Below are 16,979 nucleotides of genomic sequence, written 5' to 3' on the forward strand. Positions count from 1 at the left end.
AATGATTTCAGATTTTGTTAATACTTACATTAAATTCACGTTCATCAATTTCTATTGTGTCAGAAATTGTGAGTGAAGATACTATTTCTATTTTATCTGACAATACTTCTGCGGAGATATATTGTTCGTTGTGTATAAGTTCTTTTTCAAAAGGTGAATTTTCCTCCAGGCGGATGCTGATCCGGTCTGTGAGTTCAAAATCCTTGTCTTTGCGCAGATTTTGAATCCGGTTGATGAACTCGCGGGCGATTCCTTCTGATTTCAGTTCGTCTGTAAGCGTCAAATCCAGTGCCACAGTCAGTTTTCCTTCGCTGGCAACCACCCATCCCGGGATATCTTTGGTAAAGATTTCTACATCTGCAGTGGTGATTTCGTGTCCGGAAATCTGCATTTTTCCTTCCTTTTCCAGTGCGGCAATTTCTTCTGTACTCATGTTGCTGATGGCAGAACCTACCGTTTTCATATCCTTGCCCAGACGGGATCCGAGTGCTTTGAAATTCGGTTTGATTTGTTTTACAATCAGATGCGCGGCCTCATCTGCGTTGATGAGTTGTAATTCCTTTACATTCACTTCCTGTTTGATGAGGTCTGAAACGGCGGTAATCTGAGCGGCTGTTTTGTCGTCCAGTACCGGAATCATGACCTTCTGAAGGGGTTGTCTTACCTTGATGTTTTCCTTTTTTCTCAATGAAAATACCATGGAGGTAATTTGCTGCGCCAGGTGGGTTTTTTGAACCAGTTCAGTATCAATCAGATTTTCGGCCGCCACAGGGAAATCGGTAAGGTGTACAGACTGTGCGGCGTCTTTTCCGGTCATCTCATTCAGATCCCGGTAGAGTTGATCCATGAAAAACGGTGCAATGGGCGCCGAGATTTTGGCTACCGTCTCCAGACAGGTGTAGAGGGTCTGATATGCCGAAATTTTGTCTTCGGTATAATCACCTTTCCAGAAGCGTCTGCGGCAAAGTCTCACGTACCAGTTCGACAAGTTGTCATTGACAAAAGTATTAATGGCACGGGCTACCTTGGTAGGTTCATAGTCTTCGTAGAATGCTTTTACATCTTTGACCAGTATATTGAGCTCAGACAGAATCCAGCGGTCTATTTCCGGGCGGTTCTGAACTTCTGTTTCTGCATATCTGAAGCCGTCTACATTGGCATACAGTGCAAAGAACGAATACGTGTTGTACAGGGTTCCGAAGAATTTTCTGCGGACTTCATCAATTCCGTCTGCATCAAATTTCAGGTTCTCCCATGGGTTGGCATTGGCAATCATATACCAGCGCGTGGCATCGGGGCCGTATTTTTTCAGCGTTTCAAAAGGATCTACGGCATTCCCGAGGCGCTTGCTCATTTTTTGCCCGTTTTTGTCCAGTACCAGCCCGTTGCTCACTACATTTTTGTAGGCAACGGAATCAAAAACAGCAGTGGCAATGGCATGAAGCGTGTAAAACCAACCGCGGGTCTGGTCTACGCCTTCTGCAATGAAATCTGCAGGAAATGCTTTGCCTTCATCTATCAATTCTTTATTTTCAAAAGGATAGTGGAGCTGCGCATACGGCATGGAACCCGAGTCAAACCAAACATCAATAAGGTCGCTTTCGCGTTTCATGGGTTTTCCCTGGTCTGAAACCAGCGTGATGGCATCTACAATATTTTTGTGAAGGTCAATTTTTGCGTAATTTTCTTCTGACATATTGCCGGCCTCAAATCCGCTGAAGGGATTTTCAGTCATGAGTCCTGCGGCTATAGATTTTTCAATCTCCTGATACAGTTCTTCTACCGAGCCCATGATTTTTTCTTCTTTCAGATCTTCGGTACGCCAGATGGGAAGCGGGATGCCCCAATATCTGGACCGGGACAGATTCCAGTCGTTCACATTTTCCAGCCAGTTGGCAAAACGTCCCTCACCGGTAGATTTTGGCTTCCAGTTGATGGTTTCGTTCAGTTCTACCAAACGGTTTTTCACGGCAGTCATCTGTACAAACCATGAATCCAGCGGGTAGTAGAGTACCGGCTTGTCGGTACGCCAGCAATGCGGATAACTGTGAACGTATTTTTCTACTTTAAACGCTTTATTTTCGGTTTTCAGAAGGATGGCGAGTTCCACGTCCCAGGATCTTTCCGGTGCAGTTCCTTCGTCATAATATTCGTTTTTAATGTATTGGCCGGCAAAAACCTCCGGTGTATTGCCCCCGGTAATGAATCTTCCCTGCAAATCTACCAGCGGAACCAGATTGTCATTCTCATCTTTTACCAACATCGGCGGTACGCCGGCTTCTTTGGCCACGCGGGCATCGTCTGCACCAAAAGTAGGTGCGGTATGCACAATTCCGGTACCGTCTTCTGTGGTTACAAAATCTCCCGGAATCACCCGGAATGCCTGTTCAGGATTTTCTGCCGGTAAAAACCACGGAATCAGCTGTTCATAAGTGGTTCCTGTAAGGTCTCTGCCTTTAAATTCAGCCAGTATCTGGTAAGGAATTACTTTACTTTCTGAAGTATATTGTGCAAGGTCTTCAGCGCTTCCTTCGCTGTATTTTTTGCCGAACTGTTTGTTAATCAGTGCTTTTGCCAGAATAACATTAATGGGTTCAAATGTATATTGGTTGTAGGTTTTGATTAAGACGTAGTCTATGTCATTGCCTACCGTAAGAGCAGTGTTGGAGGGCAGCGTCCACGGTGTGGTGGTCCATGCCAGGATGTGTGCCGGCAAATACTCAATCAGATGAGATAAGCTGGCAGATAATTCTTTTATCTTAAACTGCGCCACAACGGTGGTATCGGTCACGTCACGATAGGTTCCGGGTTGGTTCAGTTCGTGAGATGAGAGTCCGGTTCCTGCTTTCGGGGAATACGGCTGAATGGTATAGCCTTTATAAATCAGTTTTTTATCATACAATTGCTTCAGCAGCCACCATACGGTTTCCATGTATTTCGGCTCGTAAGTGATGTAAGGGTTTTCCAGATCTACCCAGTAGCCGATTTTTTCGGTAAGGTCGTTCCAGACATCGGTATAGCGCATTACAGCTTCGCGGCAGGCTTTGTTGTAATCTTCTACCGAGATTTTTTTTCCGATATCTTCCTTGGTGATGCCCAGTTCTTTCTCAACACCCAATTCTATGGGCAGTCCGTGGGTGTCCCAGCCGGCTTTTCTGAAAACTTTTTTTCCGTTCTGAGTCTGGAAGCGGCAGAAAATATCCTTGATCGCACGTGCCATTACGTGGTGAATTCCCGGCATACCGTTGGCCGAAGGCGGTCCTTCATAAAAAACATATTCAGGCTGTCCTTCACGGATTTCTACTGATTTTTTAAACGTGTGTTGCTCTTTCCAGAAATTTGAAACCTGTTCCGCCACTTCGGTCAGATTCAAATTTTTATATTCCTTAAACTTCTTCATTTTCAGGTGTTTCTCTACGAAAAATTTAGTGTGCGAATATAGTGATTTCTGATGGATTAATCATGGAATTGCCACCGGTTTTTTGCTCCGTTTCAGCATGAAATGGCACTTTGATGGGTGGAAATTATATTTTTTAGCTTTTTTATCATGCAGTTTGCCATCTTTTCTGAGAATGATTACTTTTGAACAAAATCCATTAAGCATCAATTTTGAACCTCTATCCACCTATAGAATTTGCTTCCGCCGAAGAAATAACAGCGTTGCAGGAGCAGAAACTCCGCACATTGCTGCAGTATCTGCAGGAACATTCACCGTATTACCGCCGGCTGTTTTCCGAACATCAGATTCGCATTGATGAAATCCGGACGGTCGCTGATCTGGTGAAAATTCCGGTTACTTCCAAAACCGATCTCCAACAGTATAATATGGATTTTTTCTGTGTTCCCCAAAACAGGATTGTAGATTACAGTACCACATCCGGCACTCTGGGCGATCCGGTAACCTTCGGACTTTCAGATGCGGATTTGGAACGGCTTTCCTATAACGAAGCGGTTTCCTTTGCGTGCGCAGGCATTAAACCAGGTGATCTGGTGCAAGCGATGACCACCATCGATAAACGCTTTATGGCCGGACTGGCATATTTTCTGGGACTGAGGAAAATGGGAGCCGGTATCATCCGGATGGGACCCGGTATTCCCGAACTGCAATGGGATTCTATTCTCCGGTACCAGCCGAAATATCTGATAACGGTGCCGTCTTTTTTACTGAAGATGATTGAATATGCGGAAAGGCAGGGCATTGATTATCGCAATTCATCTGTAAGAGCAGCCGTGTGTATTGGTGAAAGTTTGCGAAACCAGGATTTTACTCCGAGTCCGCTGGCCAGAAAAATAGGTGAAAAATGGAATCTGAAACTGTATTCCACCTATGCTTCCACAGAGATGAGTACAGCATTTACGGAATGTGAACATCAGCAGGGAGGGCACTTGCATCCCGAACTCATCATTACCGAAATTCTGGATGATAATCTGAATCCCGTGGCGCCCGGCGAAAGCGGGGAACTGGTCATCACCACGCTGGGGGTAGAAGCGCTGCCGCTGTTGCGGTTCCGGACCGGCGATATAGTACGTGCCCACCATGCACCCTGTGCCTGCGGAAGAAATACCTTGCGTCTGGGACCGGTGCTGGGGAGAAAACAACAGATGATTAAGTACAAAGGAACCACTTTGTATCCGCCGGCTTTTAATGATTTACTGAGTATTTACCCCGGTATTTCGGTGCATCAGATTGTGATTCAGAGTAATGAAATCGGGATGGATGAAATTATTGTGAAAATCAGCTGTGATGATGAGTCAGAACTGTTTACCAAAGAAGTACGGGATCATTTCAGGGCCAAATTAAGGGTGACCCCGGAAATCCGGATCTGCCCGAAAGAACAGCTGATGAAAGATGTTTTTCGCGAGACCGGGCGCAAACCGGTGTACTTTGTAGATTTGCGCAAACAAAACTATTAACCCTAAAAATTATATTTATGAAAAAATTATGTGTACTGATGGTGTTGTTGACTGGTTTTGTAGTCAATGCCCAGAAATTAAAGCTTATTTCCGGTGACTTGTCTTTCCTGAAAGGTCAGACCTCTGTTGTGGTAGATTTTAATTATGACCACGTACTGTTTTACAAAGAAAACATGAATGAGAAAGAGTATGTGAGCAAACGGAGAACGGAGATTGCAGCAGATAAAGGTGCAGCAGAAGCTGACAAGTGGGAAAAAGACTGGAACCATTCAAAAAACAACACATTCCCAGAGAAATATAAGGCCTCCTGGAATAAAAACAGTAAATTGAAAATCGCTGATACCGCTCCATATAGAATGGTGGTGGAAACGGTTTGGATTTATCCGGGCTGGTTTGCAGGAGTGATGACTCAACCGGCAAAGGTGTCCACCAAAATTCATTTTGTGGAAAGTTCTAAACCCAAAACTATTCTGGCTACAATTGACAGTAAAGACGCGCCAGGTAATGGTAATTTTGTGGGGGTGGCCAATAATAATGACCGTATAGCAGAAGGATACGCCAAAACAGCAAAATCTGTTGCAGGTTTGGTGAATAAAAAACTGTAAAACCAATAATGAAAAAGAGCTGCTTCCCGAAAAGCAGCTCTTGTTTTACAGCAGGTCAAGTCAAACTAAACTTTCAGCTCAGTATTATTGTCGATAAGCATCGCCAGGTTGCGAATCACGTGTTCATGTTTTTTTACGAAAGGATTTTCCTTGTCCCACACGTAACCGGCCAGAACCGCACATATTTTTCTCTTGATGTCCGGATTTTCCGGCTGATGAAAGAATAACTTCTGCAGATTTCCCGTGTACCATTCCTTCACATAAGTATGGAATACCCGAACCCCCGAAAGGATGTATTCCGAGTATTCTTTTTCCCAGTCTATTTTTTCGCCTTCCAGTTGCCGTTTGGCCAGTTTGGCAGCCAGCATACCGGATTCTGTGGCAAAAGCCATCCCCGATGAGAAGACCGGATCCAGAAATTCGGCCGCATTTCCCGTAAGCGCATAACCTTCCCCGTACAATTGTTTTACCGCACAGGAATAATTGGTCATCCGTCTTGGCTCAAAAAGAAATTCCAGGTCACCATAGCGGTCACGGTAATAATCTGAACGTTTAATGGCAGTGCGCAGTGCTTCTGCCGTGTCACCACTCTCAGAAAGTGCATCTATATATTCTGTAGGACCTACAATGCCTACGCTGGTATTTCCGTTAGAAAAAGGAATGACCCAAAGCCATACCGTAGTTTCCAGAATGTCAAAGGAAATCAGTGTTCCTTCTTCACCCGGGACCCGTGTGGTGTCTTTTACATGGGTAAAAATGGCAGAATGAGGATCCAGAGATGATGGTTTCTCCAGATTCAGCAGTCGGGGCAGTACACGTCCGTAACCGCTGCTGTCTATCACAAATTTTGCATGGATTTCCCGGGATTCACCCTCTTTATTTTTTACCGTCACTACAGAATTGCTTCCGTCAAAACGGATGGCGGTTACTTCGGTTTCATATTCCAGATCTACACCTTTTCGCACCACTTCATCGGCCATTACTTTGTCAAAATCTGCCCGGGGTACTTGCCAGGTCCAGTCCCAGCCTTCGCCATACTTATTACTAAAATCAAAGATGCAGACCTCTTCTCCCCGGATAAAACGGGCTCCTGGTTTTTTCTCAAATCCCTGACTGTTCAGCGCGTCGAAAAGTCCGGCTTCGTCAAAGTGATCCATCACTCTGGGAATCAGGCTTTCGCCGATGACAAATCTGGGAAACCTGGCTTTTTCCACCACTTTCACCCGGATACCATTCTGGTGAAGGTACGATGAAGAAACACATCCGGAAGGGCCGGCTCCAATCACCAGTACGTCTGTAACTTCTTTAATCATTTTCTGTAGAGTTTTAATATCTTTGCCACAAATTTAGTCATTTTGAGCTATCTTTTTTATATAATGTTAAGTTGAATGAAATTAGTCAATAATTTGAAAATTGAAGACTTTCAGCGGGTTATTTTCCAGAATGAAAGCGTGGAACTGGATGAAAGCCTCCTGGCCAAAGTAGAAAACAGTTTTCAGTTTTTAAGGAAATTTTCTGAAAAGAAAGTGATATACGGGGTGAATACCGGTTTCGGGCCTATGGCACAATACCGCATCCCGGAGGAAGATAAACATCAGTTGCAATACAACCTCATCCGCAGTCATTCTTCCGGTGTAGGGGTTCCTCTGAAGCCGCAAGCAGCCAAAGCAGCCATGCTGGCACGTCTGAACACACTGGCTCAGGCCAGGTCGGGTGTGCATCCTTCGGTCATTATTTTGCTGAAGGAACTGATTAACCGCGAAGTTACACCGCTGATATTTGAACATGGTGGCGTGGGCGCCAGCGGCGATTTGGTTCAGCTGGCACACCTGGCACTGGTGCTGATTGGTGAGGGCGAAGTTTTTTATAAAGGAGAAAGAAGACCTGCCGCAGAAGTTTTTGAAGAGCTGAACCTGAAGCCCATTCAGATTGAATTGCGCGAAGGTCTGGGACTGATGAACGGAACCTCTGTCATGTCCGGCATCGGCATTCTGAATTCATACAATACCAGAAAGCTGGTTGATATTTCCGTAAGGCTCAGTTGTGCTATAAACGAAATTGTACAAGCGTATGACGATCATTTTTCGGAATCGCTCAATGCCACAAAAAGACATGGCGGGCAGCAGAAAATCGCAGAGAAAATGCGTGAACTGCTGAAGGACAGTAAACTGATCAGAAAACGCGAAGATCATTTGTATAATAAAGAAACCAGTGAAGATATTTTCAAGGACAAGGTTCAGGAATATTATTCACTGCGCTGTGTGCCTCAGATTCTGGGCCCTGTACTGGATACGCTGGATTTTGCAGAGAAAGTGCTGGAAGATGAGATTAATTCTGCTAATGATAATCCCATCATCATCCCGGAAGAAGCACATGTGTACCACGGCGGAAATTTCCATGGAGATTATGTCTCATTGGAGATGGACAAGCTGAAACTGGTGGTTACCAGACTGACCATGCTTGCAGAGCGGCAGTTGAACTACCTGCTGAACGCCAAAATCAACGAAATCCTGCCGCCTTTTGTAAATTTGGGCAGACTGGGCTTCAACTTTGGAATGCAGGGCGTGCAGTTTACAGCGGTTTCCACTACCGCAGAAAATCAGACCTTGTCTGCATCCATGTATGTACACAGTATCCCGAATAATAATGATAATCAGGATATTGTAAGTATGGGAACCAATGCAGCGGTGATCTGTAGTAAAGTCATTGAGAATGCCTTCGAAGTGCTTGCGATCGAGCTGATTACCATAGTGCAGGCCATAGAATATCTTGGATATCAGAACGAAGTGTCTGAATCTACGGCGAAATTATACCGGGAAATCCGCGAACGGGTACCACCTTTCCGCGATGATTTGATTATGTATCCCTATGTGGAGAAAGTAAAAAACTATCTTATCAATTTTTAAGATTTGACTATGAAATGTGCTTTAGTAACCGGCGGATCTAGAGGGATTGGCAGAGCAGTCTGCCTGAAACTTGCCGAAGACAAAAAATACCATCTGCTCATTAACTATACCTCTAATGAAGCTGCTGCAGTTGAGACTCTGGAAAAGGTTCAGGCGCTGGGAGCTACCGGTGAGATTCTGAAATTTGATGTATCAGACGGGGCAGAAACGCAGGGAGTGCTGGAAAAATGGCAGGAAACTCATGAGGAGGCCGTAGTGGAGGTTATTGTTAATAATGCCGGAATTACCCGTGACGGACTCTTCATGTGGATGAAGCCCGAAGACTGGTCTGCCGTCATCAATACCAGCCTGAACGGTTTTTATAATGTAACCAGTTTCTTCATTCAAAAAATGCTGCGGAACAAATATGGCCGCATTATCAATATGGTATCGGTTTCCGGAGTGAAGGGTACTGCCGGGCAAACCAACTATTCTGCCGCAAAAGCTGCTCTGGTGGGTGCTACCAAAGCCTTGGCCCAGGAAGTGGCGAAGAGAAAAATTACCGTAAATGCCGTGGCTCCGGGGTTCATCAGAACAGATATGACGCATGAGTTTGATGAAAACGAACTGAAACAAATGATTCCGGCCAACCGTTTCGGTGAGGCAGAAGAAGTGGCTGATCTGGTGGCATTTTTGGCCTCAGACAAGGCCTCGTACATTACCGGCGAAGTGATTAACATCAATGGTGGTATATATTCCTAAAAATCCGTAACTTAGAATTCAGATTATTCAGCAAAACTATTTTTTCAGATGGAGAACAGAGTTGTAATCACCGGAATGGGGATCTATTCCTGTCTCGGAATTACGTTAGATGAGGTAAAGGAATCTCTTTACCATGGAAAATCCGGCATCATTTTCAATCCGGAACGCAAGGATTTTGGCTACCGCTCCGGGCTTACCGGCTACGTGCCAAAACCAGACCTTAAAGCATATCTGAACCGCCGCCAGCGCATCAGCATGGGCGAGGAGAGTGAATATGCCTATATGGCTACTATTCAGGCATTTGAAAATGCCGGTATTACTCAGGAATTTCTGGATGAGCATGAAGTCGGGATTCTCTATGGAAACGACAGTGTATCTCAGGCAGTAATTGAAGCTACCGATATTGTACGCGAGAAAAAAGACACCACGCTCATGGGTTCCGGCGCTATTTTCAAGTCTATGAACTCTACCGTCACCATGAATCTTTCCACCATTTTTAAACTCCGCGGCATCAATATGACCGTGAGTGCAGCGTGCGCCAGCGGCTCCCACTCGCTGGGTTTGGCATACATGATGATTAAAAATAAAATGCAGGATATTGTGGTCTGCGGCGGTGCACAGGAAACCAATCAATACGGGATGGCAAGTTTTGACGGGCTGGGTGTTTTCTCGGTTCGTGAAGAAGATCCTGCCGGAGCCTCCCGTCCTTTTGACAGCGGCAGAGACGGCCTTATTCCCAGCGGCGGTGCGGCTACACTCATTGTAGAAAGTCTGGAAAGTGCACGGAAAAGAGGTGCCCCCGTGATTGCAGAAATTCTGGGTTATGGATTCTCATCAAATGGCGGACATATCTCTACGCCCAATGTGACAGGACCTTCCACCGCGATGAGACGCTCGCTGGAAAATGCAGGTCTCCGGGCTTCAGATATAGACTATATCAACGCACACGCCACTTCTACGCCCATTGGCGATGCCAATGAAGCAAAAGCGATTTATGAAATCTTCGGTGGCGATGTGCCAGTAAGTTCTACCAAATCCATGACCGGCCATGAATGCTGGATGGCCGGTGCCAGTGAAATTGTGTACTCACTGCTGATGATGCAGCATAGTTTTATTGCACCGAACATCAATCTGGAAAATCCGGACGAGGATGCAAAAAATATTAATTTAATTGTGGAGACAAAAAATCAAAATATTGACGTATTTTTGTCGAATTCTTTTGGCTTCGGCGGAACCAATTCTGCACTGATAGTCAGCAAGTTTAAAAACTAAAATGTATAGAGAGATGGAAAAAGAAAGAATTATTACCATAGTCAATGAATTTCTGATCAATGAGTTTGAAATTGATGCAGGAGATATTCAGAATAATGCACCGCTGAAGGAAACATTAGGACTGGACAGTCTGGATTATATAGATCTGGTGGTGATCATTGAAAGTAATTTCGGGGTAAAACTGGGCGAAGCAGATTTTAAAAAGATGATTACGTTTGATGATTTTTATACCGCAATTCAGGATAGAATAGAAGCCAAACCTATGGTTTCTTAATGAAGTAGTTTCACACAAAATCAGTTTCAGAGCAGCACAGACATGGCAAAATGGACCGGGAAATCGCGCGGTACCCTGCTGGGATATAAAATTTTTGTTTTTTGTATCCGCTATCTGGGAGTCCGGGCGGCCTATACCGTGCTGTATTTCGTGGCCGCATACTATGTTCTGTTTCTGAAGAAAAGCAATCAGTATATTTTCTATTATTTCCGGAAGAGACTGGGATGGACTGCCGCCAAAGCACGCAGAGCTGTCTATCGGAATTATTTTATTTTCGGGCAGACCATCATAGACCGTACCGCTATCAGTGCCGGTTTGCGTAACCGGTTTACCTATGAATTTGACGGGATAGAAAACCTGAAGAAAATGATGTCGGACCGCAAAGGTGGCGTACTGATCAGTGCGCATATCGGCAACTTTGAAATTGCAGAGCGTTTTTTTGCCGAAATCGATTTTGATTATCAGATTAATCTGGTCACCACAGATCTGGAGCACAGTGTCATCAAGGAATATCTGGAAAGTGTATCAGTGCAAAAGAGTTCGGTAAAATTTATTTTTATCAGAGAAGATATGTCGCATATTTTCGAGATCAATCGTGCACTGGCAAATAATGAACTCATTTGTTTCACCGGAGACCGCTATTTCGAAGGGTCTAAATATTTTGAGGGTGATTTGCTGGGCAAAACAGCTAAGTTTCCCCCCGGGCCTTTCCTCATTGCTTCCCGCCTGCAGGTTCCCGTAGCTTATGTGTATGTGATGAAGGAGCCGGATCTGCATTACCATCTGTATGCACGCGTGGCACAGGTAAAACACCGGGACGCCCAGGGACTGCTGAATTCCTATGTGGAAAACCTGGAAACCATGCTGAACAAATACCCTACCCAATGGTTCAATTATTTCGACTTCTGGGAGGAGGTGGATTAATTGCTGGTCAGATTTTAGCAATTCGCGTAAAAAAAGTTCCGGATTTGCTCGATAGAAGGAATAAACCACCGCAGGATGTGATGACAAGCCTGTCCGAATCATTGAAAAACGGAAAGCAGATAAAATACATACTGATAAAAGATTAAATGATACCTTTGTAACGCTGAAATTTTCAGCGTTTTTTATTTAATCAGCAGATTTTAAAACGTTTCAGATTGTTTTGACAAAAGAATTCGACATCGTCATCATCGGCAGCGGGCTCGGCGGTCTGGTATCTGCTCTGGTATTGGCCAAAGAAGGCCTCAGCGTCTGTGTGCTGGAGAAAAACAACCAGTTCGGTGGCAATCTTCAGACCTTCTCGCGCCGCAAATTGATTTTTGATACCGGGGTTCATTACCTCGGCGGACTTTCTGAAGGTCAGAATTTGTATCAGTACTTTTCGTACCTCGGCATTATGGATCAGCTGAAACTGAAAAAATTGTCAGAAGACGGGTTCGACAGGATTACATTTGATAATGATGAAACCGAATATCCGCACGCCCAGGGATATGATAATTTTGTAGAGCAACTGGCGCGTATTTTCCCTGATGAACGGCAGAATCTGCAGCGGTATGCTGGAGAAATACAGCATGTCTGCAACCAGTTTCCGCGCTACAATCTGGTGGGCGAAAATAAATACGATGACGACCTGCTCTACGTCAATGCGGTGGATTTTATAAAATCCATTACCCAAAATGAAAAATTGCAGGCAGTGCTTTCGGGATCAAGCTTTTTGTATGCCGGGGTGGCACAGCGCACACCGCTCTACGTGCACGCGCTTACCATAAATTCCTATATTCAGAGTGCCTATAAGTGTCTGAACGGCGGAAGTCAGATTTCGAAGCTCATCATCCGGGAGTTGCGGAAATACGGTGCCGAAATTCATAAACATGCAGAGGTTACTGCATTTTGCTATGATGAAAATGGTATTCTGAATGCCGTGAGAACTAAAAATAAGCACAAATATTACGGTAAAAATTTCATTTCTAATATTGAAATCCGGGAAACTTTGAAACTTGCCGGCGAGGGAAAATTCAAAAAATCCTTTATTCACCGGGTAGAAGATCTGGAGCCTACCTCTTCGTGCTTCAGCATTTATCTGGCGTTGAAACGGGGTGAAGTGCCTTATTTTAACCACAATTATTACCATTACCGCGATACAGAAGCCCTCTGGAAAACCACCACTTATGATGCTGAATCCTGGCCGGAATCTTATATGCTTTCCTGCTCTCCAGACCGCAAAAATCCGGGCTTTGCCGAAAGTTTTACCGCCATTGCCTATATGAATTTTGACGAAGTACGGGAGTGGGCAGATACACAGAATACGGTGGCAGACCCCGAAGACAGAGGTGCTGGCTATGCTGAATTTAAAAGAAAAAAAGCCGAGAAATTCCTGGATTTTCTGGAGCAAAAGTATCCAGGACTCAGAAATTCAGTGGCAGAAATCCATACCTCCTCGCCCTTGTCGTACCGGGATTATATTGGCAGTTACCGGGGCAATATGTACGGCTATGTAAAAGATGCCGGCAACCCGCTGAAAAGTATTATTTCGCCTAAAACAAAAATCAGCAATCTGTTTCTCACCGGGCAAAGCGTGAATATGCACGGCATTTTGGGCGTCACCATCGGGGCTTTTGTCACCTGCTCCGAAATTCTGGGTAAAGAAGTGATTGATGAACGGCTGAAAACAGTTTTGTAATGAAGGATACTCAGAAAGTAATGAGGTTTTGTACGGCCATCTTCATGGTGCTGTTCTTGTGCATATCCTGCGGTACTGCAAAACTGGACTCGTACTTGCCGGATCTCACCTCATATACCGTGGAAGTTCCGCAGGTAAAGAAGAAAAACGACAGTACCTTCGTGTACGGAGATAATTTTCTCACCAAAAACAAACAGTCACTCTGGGAAATGTACCTCAGCGGAAATGCACTGCAACTTGGGTATAATAACGGCGCACTGAGTCAGAAACTGCTGCAGAATCAGGAGCGTATTTTCTTTTCCAAAGTAGAGGAACTGGTGCCCTCACCCCGTAAACAGCGCCTGCTGCGCACGGTACTGAAATTTTATAACAGAAAGATGCCGGATTTTATCCGAAATGATTTTCAGGCAGAAATCTATGGATTGTCCCGCTATTCCTCAGACCGGTATGATGATATTGCTCCCAAATTTCTTCGCAATCTTTATTTGCATGGTGCCCATGATATAGGTCATGCCATGCAGGATTTGATGCTGGTGGGGTGCTCCTCTCTGGCCGTGTGGAACAAGCAATCTGAAAACGGAAAATTGCTCATCGGCAGAAATTTTGACTTTTATGCAGGCGATGATTTTGCAGCCGAAAAAATGGTGGTTTTTGTAAAACCTGAGCGTGGAATTCCTTATTTGTCCGTCGGCTGGCCCGGAATGACCGGCGTGGTCTCCGGAATGAACAAAAACGGCCTTACCGTGACCATCAATGCCGGAAAATCCCGGATCCCCTGGTCTGCCAAAACACCGGTGTCACTGGTGACCAAAGAGATTTTACAGTTTGCCTCTACCATAGACGAAGCCATCGCCATCGCCCGCCATCGTCAGGTTTTCGTCTCCGAAAGTATCATGGTAGGGAGTGCACAGGATGGTAAAGCTGTATTAATTGAAGTTTCACCTAAAAATTTCGGTGTACATGAAGTGGCCAACACCGGCAGGCTGATCTGCTCCAACCATTTTCAGTCAGAGTCGTACCAGACCGACCGCAGAAATGCCCGGCATCAGGCAGAGAGTCATTCGCAGTACCGCTGGGACCGCATGCAGGAACTGCTGGCGGCAGAACCAAAACTCAACCCCGAATCTATGGCGGCTGTTTTGCGGAACCGCCAGGGACTTCAGGATGAGTCGCTGGGTTATGGTAATGAAAAAGCATTGAACCAGTTACTGGCACATCATGCGGTTATTTTTTCACCTGATGAGCGCCTGGTTTGGGTTTCTTCCAGTCCTTACCAACTGGGCGAAATGGTGGCGTATGACCTCAACGAGATTTTTTCGGAAGACCCTGTAAACGGCCTGCTTGCCGCAGAGGATCTGAATATTGCACGGGATTCTTTCGCTTCTTCTCAGGCATTTCTCAATTATGAAGAATACCGCGCTGAAGACCGGCGCATTGCAGGCATGATTCAGGAAGGTAAGCCGGTGAGTGATGAAAGATGGCAGGCATGGCAGCAGCTCAACCCGGATTTGTGGTCGGTATATTATAAGGCCGGCATCTACTATTATCACCGTGGTGCATATGCCAAAGCAATCTCGCAGCTGGAAACTGCGCTGACTAAGGTCATTACCACAGTGCCCGAGGAACAGCGGGTTCAGAAATACCTCCGGAAAGCACGCCGTAAAGCCTCAGGGAATTAAGCCTTAGTTCAGCATCTGCCCGATATCCTGCAGTACCTTGTTCAGTTGGTCAGCCGTTTTATGACTGGTCATTTTAATGACCATTTTATCAATGGCGGGCTTGTTGTTTTTCAGCCTGGTGCAGACCACATTCAGGTAGGCAATATCATCATCCCGTTTGGATACTTTGTGGAATTTAATAATCTTTTCCAAATCCCAGTATTCTGCTATTCCGGCAGGGTTTCCTCTCTTTGAAACCGGGGAGAGTTCCAGAATATGTCCGTTAAACACCGCAGATATGCGAACCGTTTTGCTGCTTTTGGAAATGGCATAAGTGTTAATCAGTCGCTGTGCCTCTTCTTTAGCTTCCTCCACATTGCTGTATTTGCCGTAGATTTCCTCGGTTCCGTTCTGATAGCGGATTTTATACACATCACCTTTGGCGATTTTAACCCGGGGACCTTCGGGTGTGTTTTCAGACACGTATTCAATCTCATGATGGAAGATGGTCATTACTTTTGCATTAATTTCGGTTCCGTTTTTAAGGATGATGTGGTCTTGTGCAGTAAGATTGGTAGAGGCCATAATCATTGCAGCCAGCATTAAAATTTTAATTCTCATGAGTGTATTTTTCGGAGCCAAAATTACAAAATTTCCTGCAGAATTGCAGTATCCGACGGAGTAGTGCACATGAAATCAGGGGGTATGAGGACTTCGGCTGATTGGTTTCTAATTGCCGCAATAGCAGGTTGTACCTGAGTCAGTTCTGTTTTTTTCGTTCGGGATTCACCTGTTCGAGAAACAGATAAAAACCCGTTCCCAACACAATAGAAGTGGTGGTGGCCAGAACGAAACTGCCGATGGCATACTGCAGAAAATGCTGTTTCACCAGATCCCAGTTCAGCTCGGTATCCGTAAGTGAAACAGAATGACCGGTGATAAAGCCGCCAATGCTGAGTGAAATAAAGATGATAAACGGAATAAACGGCGGAATACTGAGGTTGGAAAACGCAAACGCCAGTAACTTATTAAGTTTCAGTAATACGGCAAGTGAAATGGTAAGCAGGGTGTGTAGTCCAAACAAAGGCGTGAGGCCTATGAAGGTGCCCAGGGCAATGGATAGTGCCTTGCTGCGGTTGCTTCCGCTGCTCTCCAGTACATCTTCCTTTACAAACTGACGAAAGCTTTTTTTGCGGAAATTGCGGATGAAATTTCGCGGGGCTATGTAAAATATGGTGATGAAAACCAACACAATATTCAGTACGCTGATCCTCGCAAAATCTTTTACAGGCCGGAAGTGCGAAACCCTTTCGGCCGGATCGTACAGCACCCGTACAGGAATGTTTTTCAGGGGAACGCCTTTCCATGCGGTGCGCACCATGATTTCGATTTCAAATTCAAATTTGGGCGTATAAAATTTCTGCGGAATTTTGTGCAAAGGGTAAAGACGATAGCCCGACTGGGTGTCCTGAAGGCGGATGCCGGTTTCAAACCAGAGCCAGAAACTGGAAATACGGTTACCAAAACTGCTTTTTTTGGGAATGCCGCCAGCAGCCATATTCCGGTCGCCAACCAGCAGCACATCTCCCTTTTCTTCTTGCAGTGCCTCTACAAACACCGGTATATCGTCCGGATAATGCTGTCCGTCAGAATCCAGGGTAATGGCATGATGAAATCCGAGTTTCCGCGCCTCCCGGAAGCCGACACGGAGTGCATTGCCCTTACCTTTATTCTGCAGAAGATGGATCGTGTGCAAGGCCGGATAACGGCTCAGAATTTCATGTGTATCATCGGTAGAGCCATCATTAATGACCAGAATATCATCGGTATAAGCCAGTACGCCGTTCAGCACCCGTTCCAGGGTTTTACAGTTGTTGTACGTGGGAATCAGAATACAGATCCGGTGATGTTTCAGTGTAATTCTGGTCTCGTCTGGGGTCATGGTGT

At 45.3% G+C, this 16,979-nt stretch carries 13 protein-coding genes; 9 read left to right on the forward strand and 4 right to left on the reverse strand.

Features of this window, described 5'->3' with window-relative positions:
- Positions 1-7: 7 nt before the first annotated feature.
- Positions 8-3,400, reverse strand: a complete 3,393-nt coding sequence (ileS, locus tag LKO26_RS10050; protein WP_227587725.1) for an isoleucine--tRNA ligase — start codon at positions 3,398-3,400, stop codon at positions 8-10.
- Between the two features lie 206 nt (positions 3,401-3,606).
- On the opposite strand from ileS, the gene LKO26_RS10055 reads away from it, so the two are divergent.
- Both LKO26_RS10055 and LKO26_RS10060 read left to right on the forward strand, forming a co-directional pair.
- Positions 3,607-4,914, forward strand: a complete 1,308-nt coding sequence (locus LKO26_RS10055; RefSeq protein ID WP_410681612.1) for a phenylacetate--CoA ligase family protein — start codon at positions 3,607-3,609, stop codon at positions 4,912-4,914.
- A 17-nt stretch (positions 4,915-4,931) separates the two neighbouring features.
- Entirely contained in the window at positions 4,932-5,519 is a 588-nt protein-coding gene (locus LKO26_RS10060) for a hypothetical protein (protein ID WP_227587727.1), read from the forward strand.
- A 65-nt stretch (positions 5,520-5,584) separates the two neighbouring features.
- Here the strand turns inward: LKO26_RS10060 and LKO26_RS10065 are convergent, their stop codons facing one another.
- The gene (locus LKO26_RS10065) at positions 5,585-6,832 is read right to left on the reverse strand and encodes an NAD(P)/FAD-dependent oxidoreductase (protein ID WP_227587728.1); all 1,248 of its coding nucleotides are present in this window, start codon (positions 6,830-6,832) and stop codon (positions 5,585-5,587) included.
- Between the two features lie 75 nt (positions 6,833-6,907).
- Between LKO26_RS10065 and hutH the strand changes: the two genes are divergently transcribed.
- The 7 genes from hutH to LKO26_RS10100 all read left to right on the forward strand — a co-directional run bounded on the left by hutH (position 6,908) and on the right by LKO26_RS10100 (position 15,053).
- Positions 6,908-8,425, forward strand: coding sequence for a histidine ammonia-lyase (gene hutH / locus LKO26_RS10070; protein WP_227587729.1), 1,518 nt, complete (start codon positions 6,908-6,910; stop codon positions 8,423-8,425).
- 9 nt (positions 8,426-8,434) lie between these two features.
- Positions 8,435-9,166 carry a 3-oxoacyl-ACP reductase FabG gene (gene fabG / locus LKO26_RS10075; RefSeq protein WP_227587730.1) on the forward strand — a complete coding sequence of 244 codons (732 nt, stop codon included), beginning with the start codon at positions 8,435-8,437 and terminating at the stop codon, positions 9,164-9,166.
- Positions 9,167-9,214: 48 nt separating this feature from the next.
- On the forward strand, positions 9,215-10,438 hold the full coding sequence (locus tag LKO26_RS10080) for a beta-ketoacyl-[acyl-carrier-protein] synthase family protein (RefSeq protein WP_227587731.1): 1,224 nt from the start codon (positions 9,215-9,217) through the stop codon (positions 10,436-10,438).
- Between the two features lie 13 nt (positions 10,439-10,451).
- Positions 10,452-10,712, forward strand: coding sequence for an acyl carrier protein (locus LKO26_RS10085; protein WP_227587732.1), 261 nt, complete (start codon positions 10,452-10,454; stop codon positions 10,710-10,712).
- 42 nt (positions 10,713-10,754) lie between these two features.
- On the forward strand, positions 10,755-11,636 hold the full coding sequence (locus LKO26_RS10090; protein ID WP_227587733.1) for a lipid A biosynthesis acyltransferase: 882 nt from the start codon (positions 10,755-10,757) through the stop codon (positions 11,634-11,636).
- 220 nt (positions 11,637-11,856) lie between these two features.
- On the forward strand, positions 11,857-13,374 hold the full coding sequence (locus LKO26_RS10095) for a phytoene desaturase family protein (RefSeq protein ID WP_227587734.1): 1,518 nt from the start codon (positions 11,857-11,859) through the stop codon (positions 13,372-13,374).
- Entirely contained in the window at positions 13,374-15,053 is a 1,680-nt protein-coding gene (locus tag LKO26_RS10100; RefSeq protein WP_227587735.1) for a C45 family autoproteolytic acyltransferase/hydolase, read from the forward strand. Before LKO26_RS10095 ends, LKO26_RS10100 begins: the two co-directional genes overlap by 1 nt.
- A 3-nt stretch (positions 15,054-15,056) precedes the next feature.
- On the opposite strand, the gene LKO26_RS10105 is transcribed toward LKO26_RS10100, so the two are convergent.
- Positions 15,057-15,653, reverse strand: coding sequence for a hypothetical protein (locus LKO26_RS10105; RefSeq protein ID WP_227587736.1), 597 nt, complete (start codon positions 15,651-15,653; stop codon positions 15,057-15,059).
- 139 nt (positions 15,654-15,792) lie between these two features.
- Positions 15,793-16,974, reverse strand: coding sequence for a DUF2062 domain-containing protein (locus LKO26_RS10110; RefSeq protein ID WP_227587737.1), 1,182 nt, complete (start codon positions 16,972-16,974; stop codon positions 15,793-15,795).
- Between the last annotated feature and the right edge of the window lie 5 nt (positions 16,975-16,979).

Origin of the sequence: Chryseobacterium sp. MFBS3-17, from assembly GCF_020687745.1 — a bacterium.
Taxonomy (GTDB): domain Bacteria; phylum Bacteroidota; class Bacteroidia; order Flavobacteriales; family Weeksellaceae; genus Marnyiella.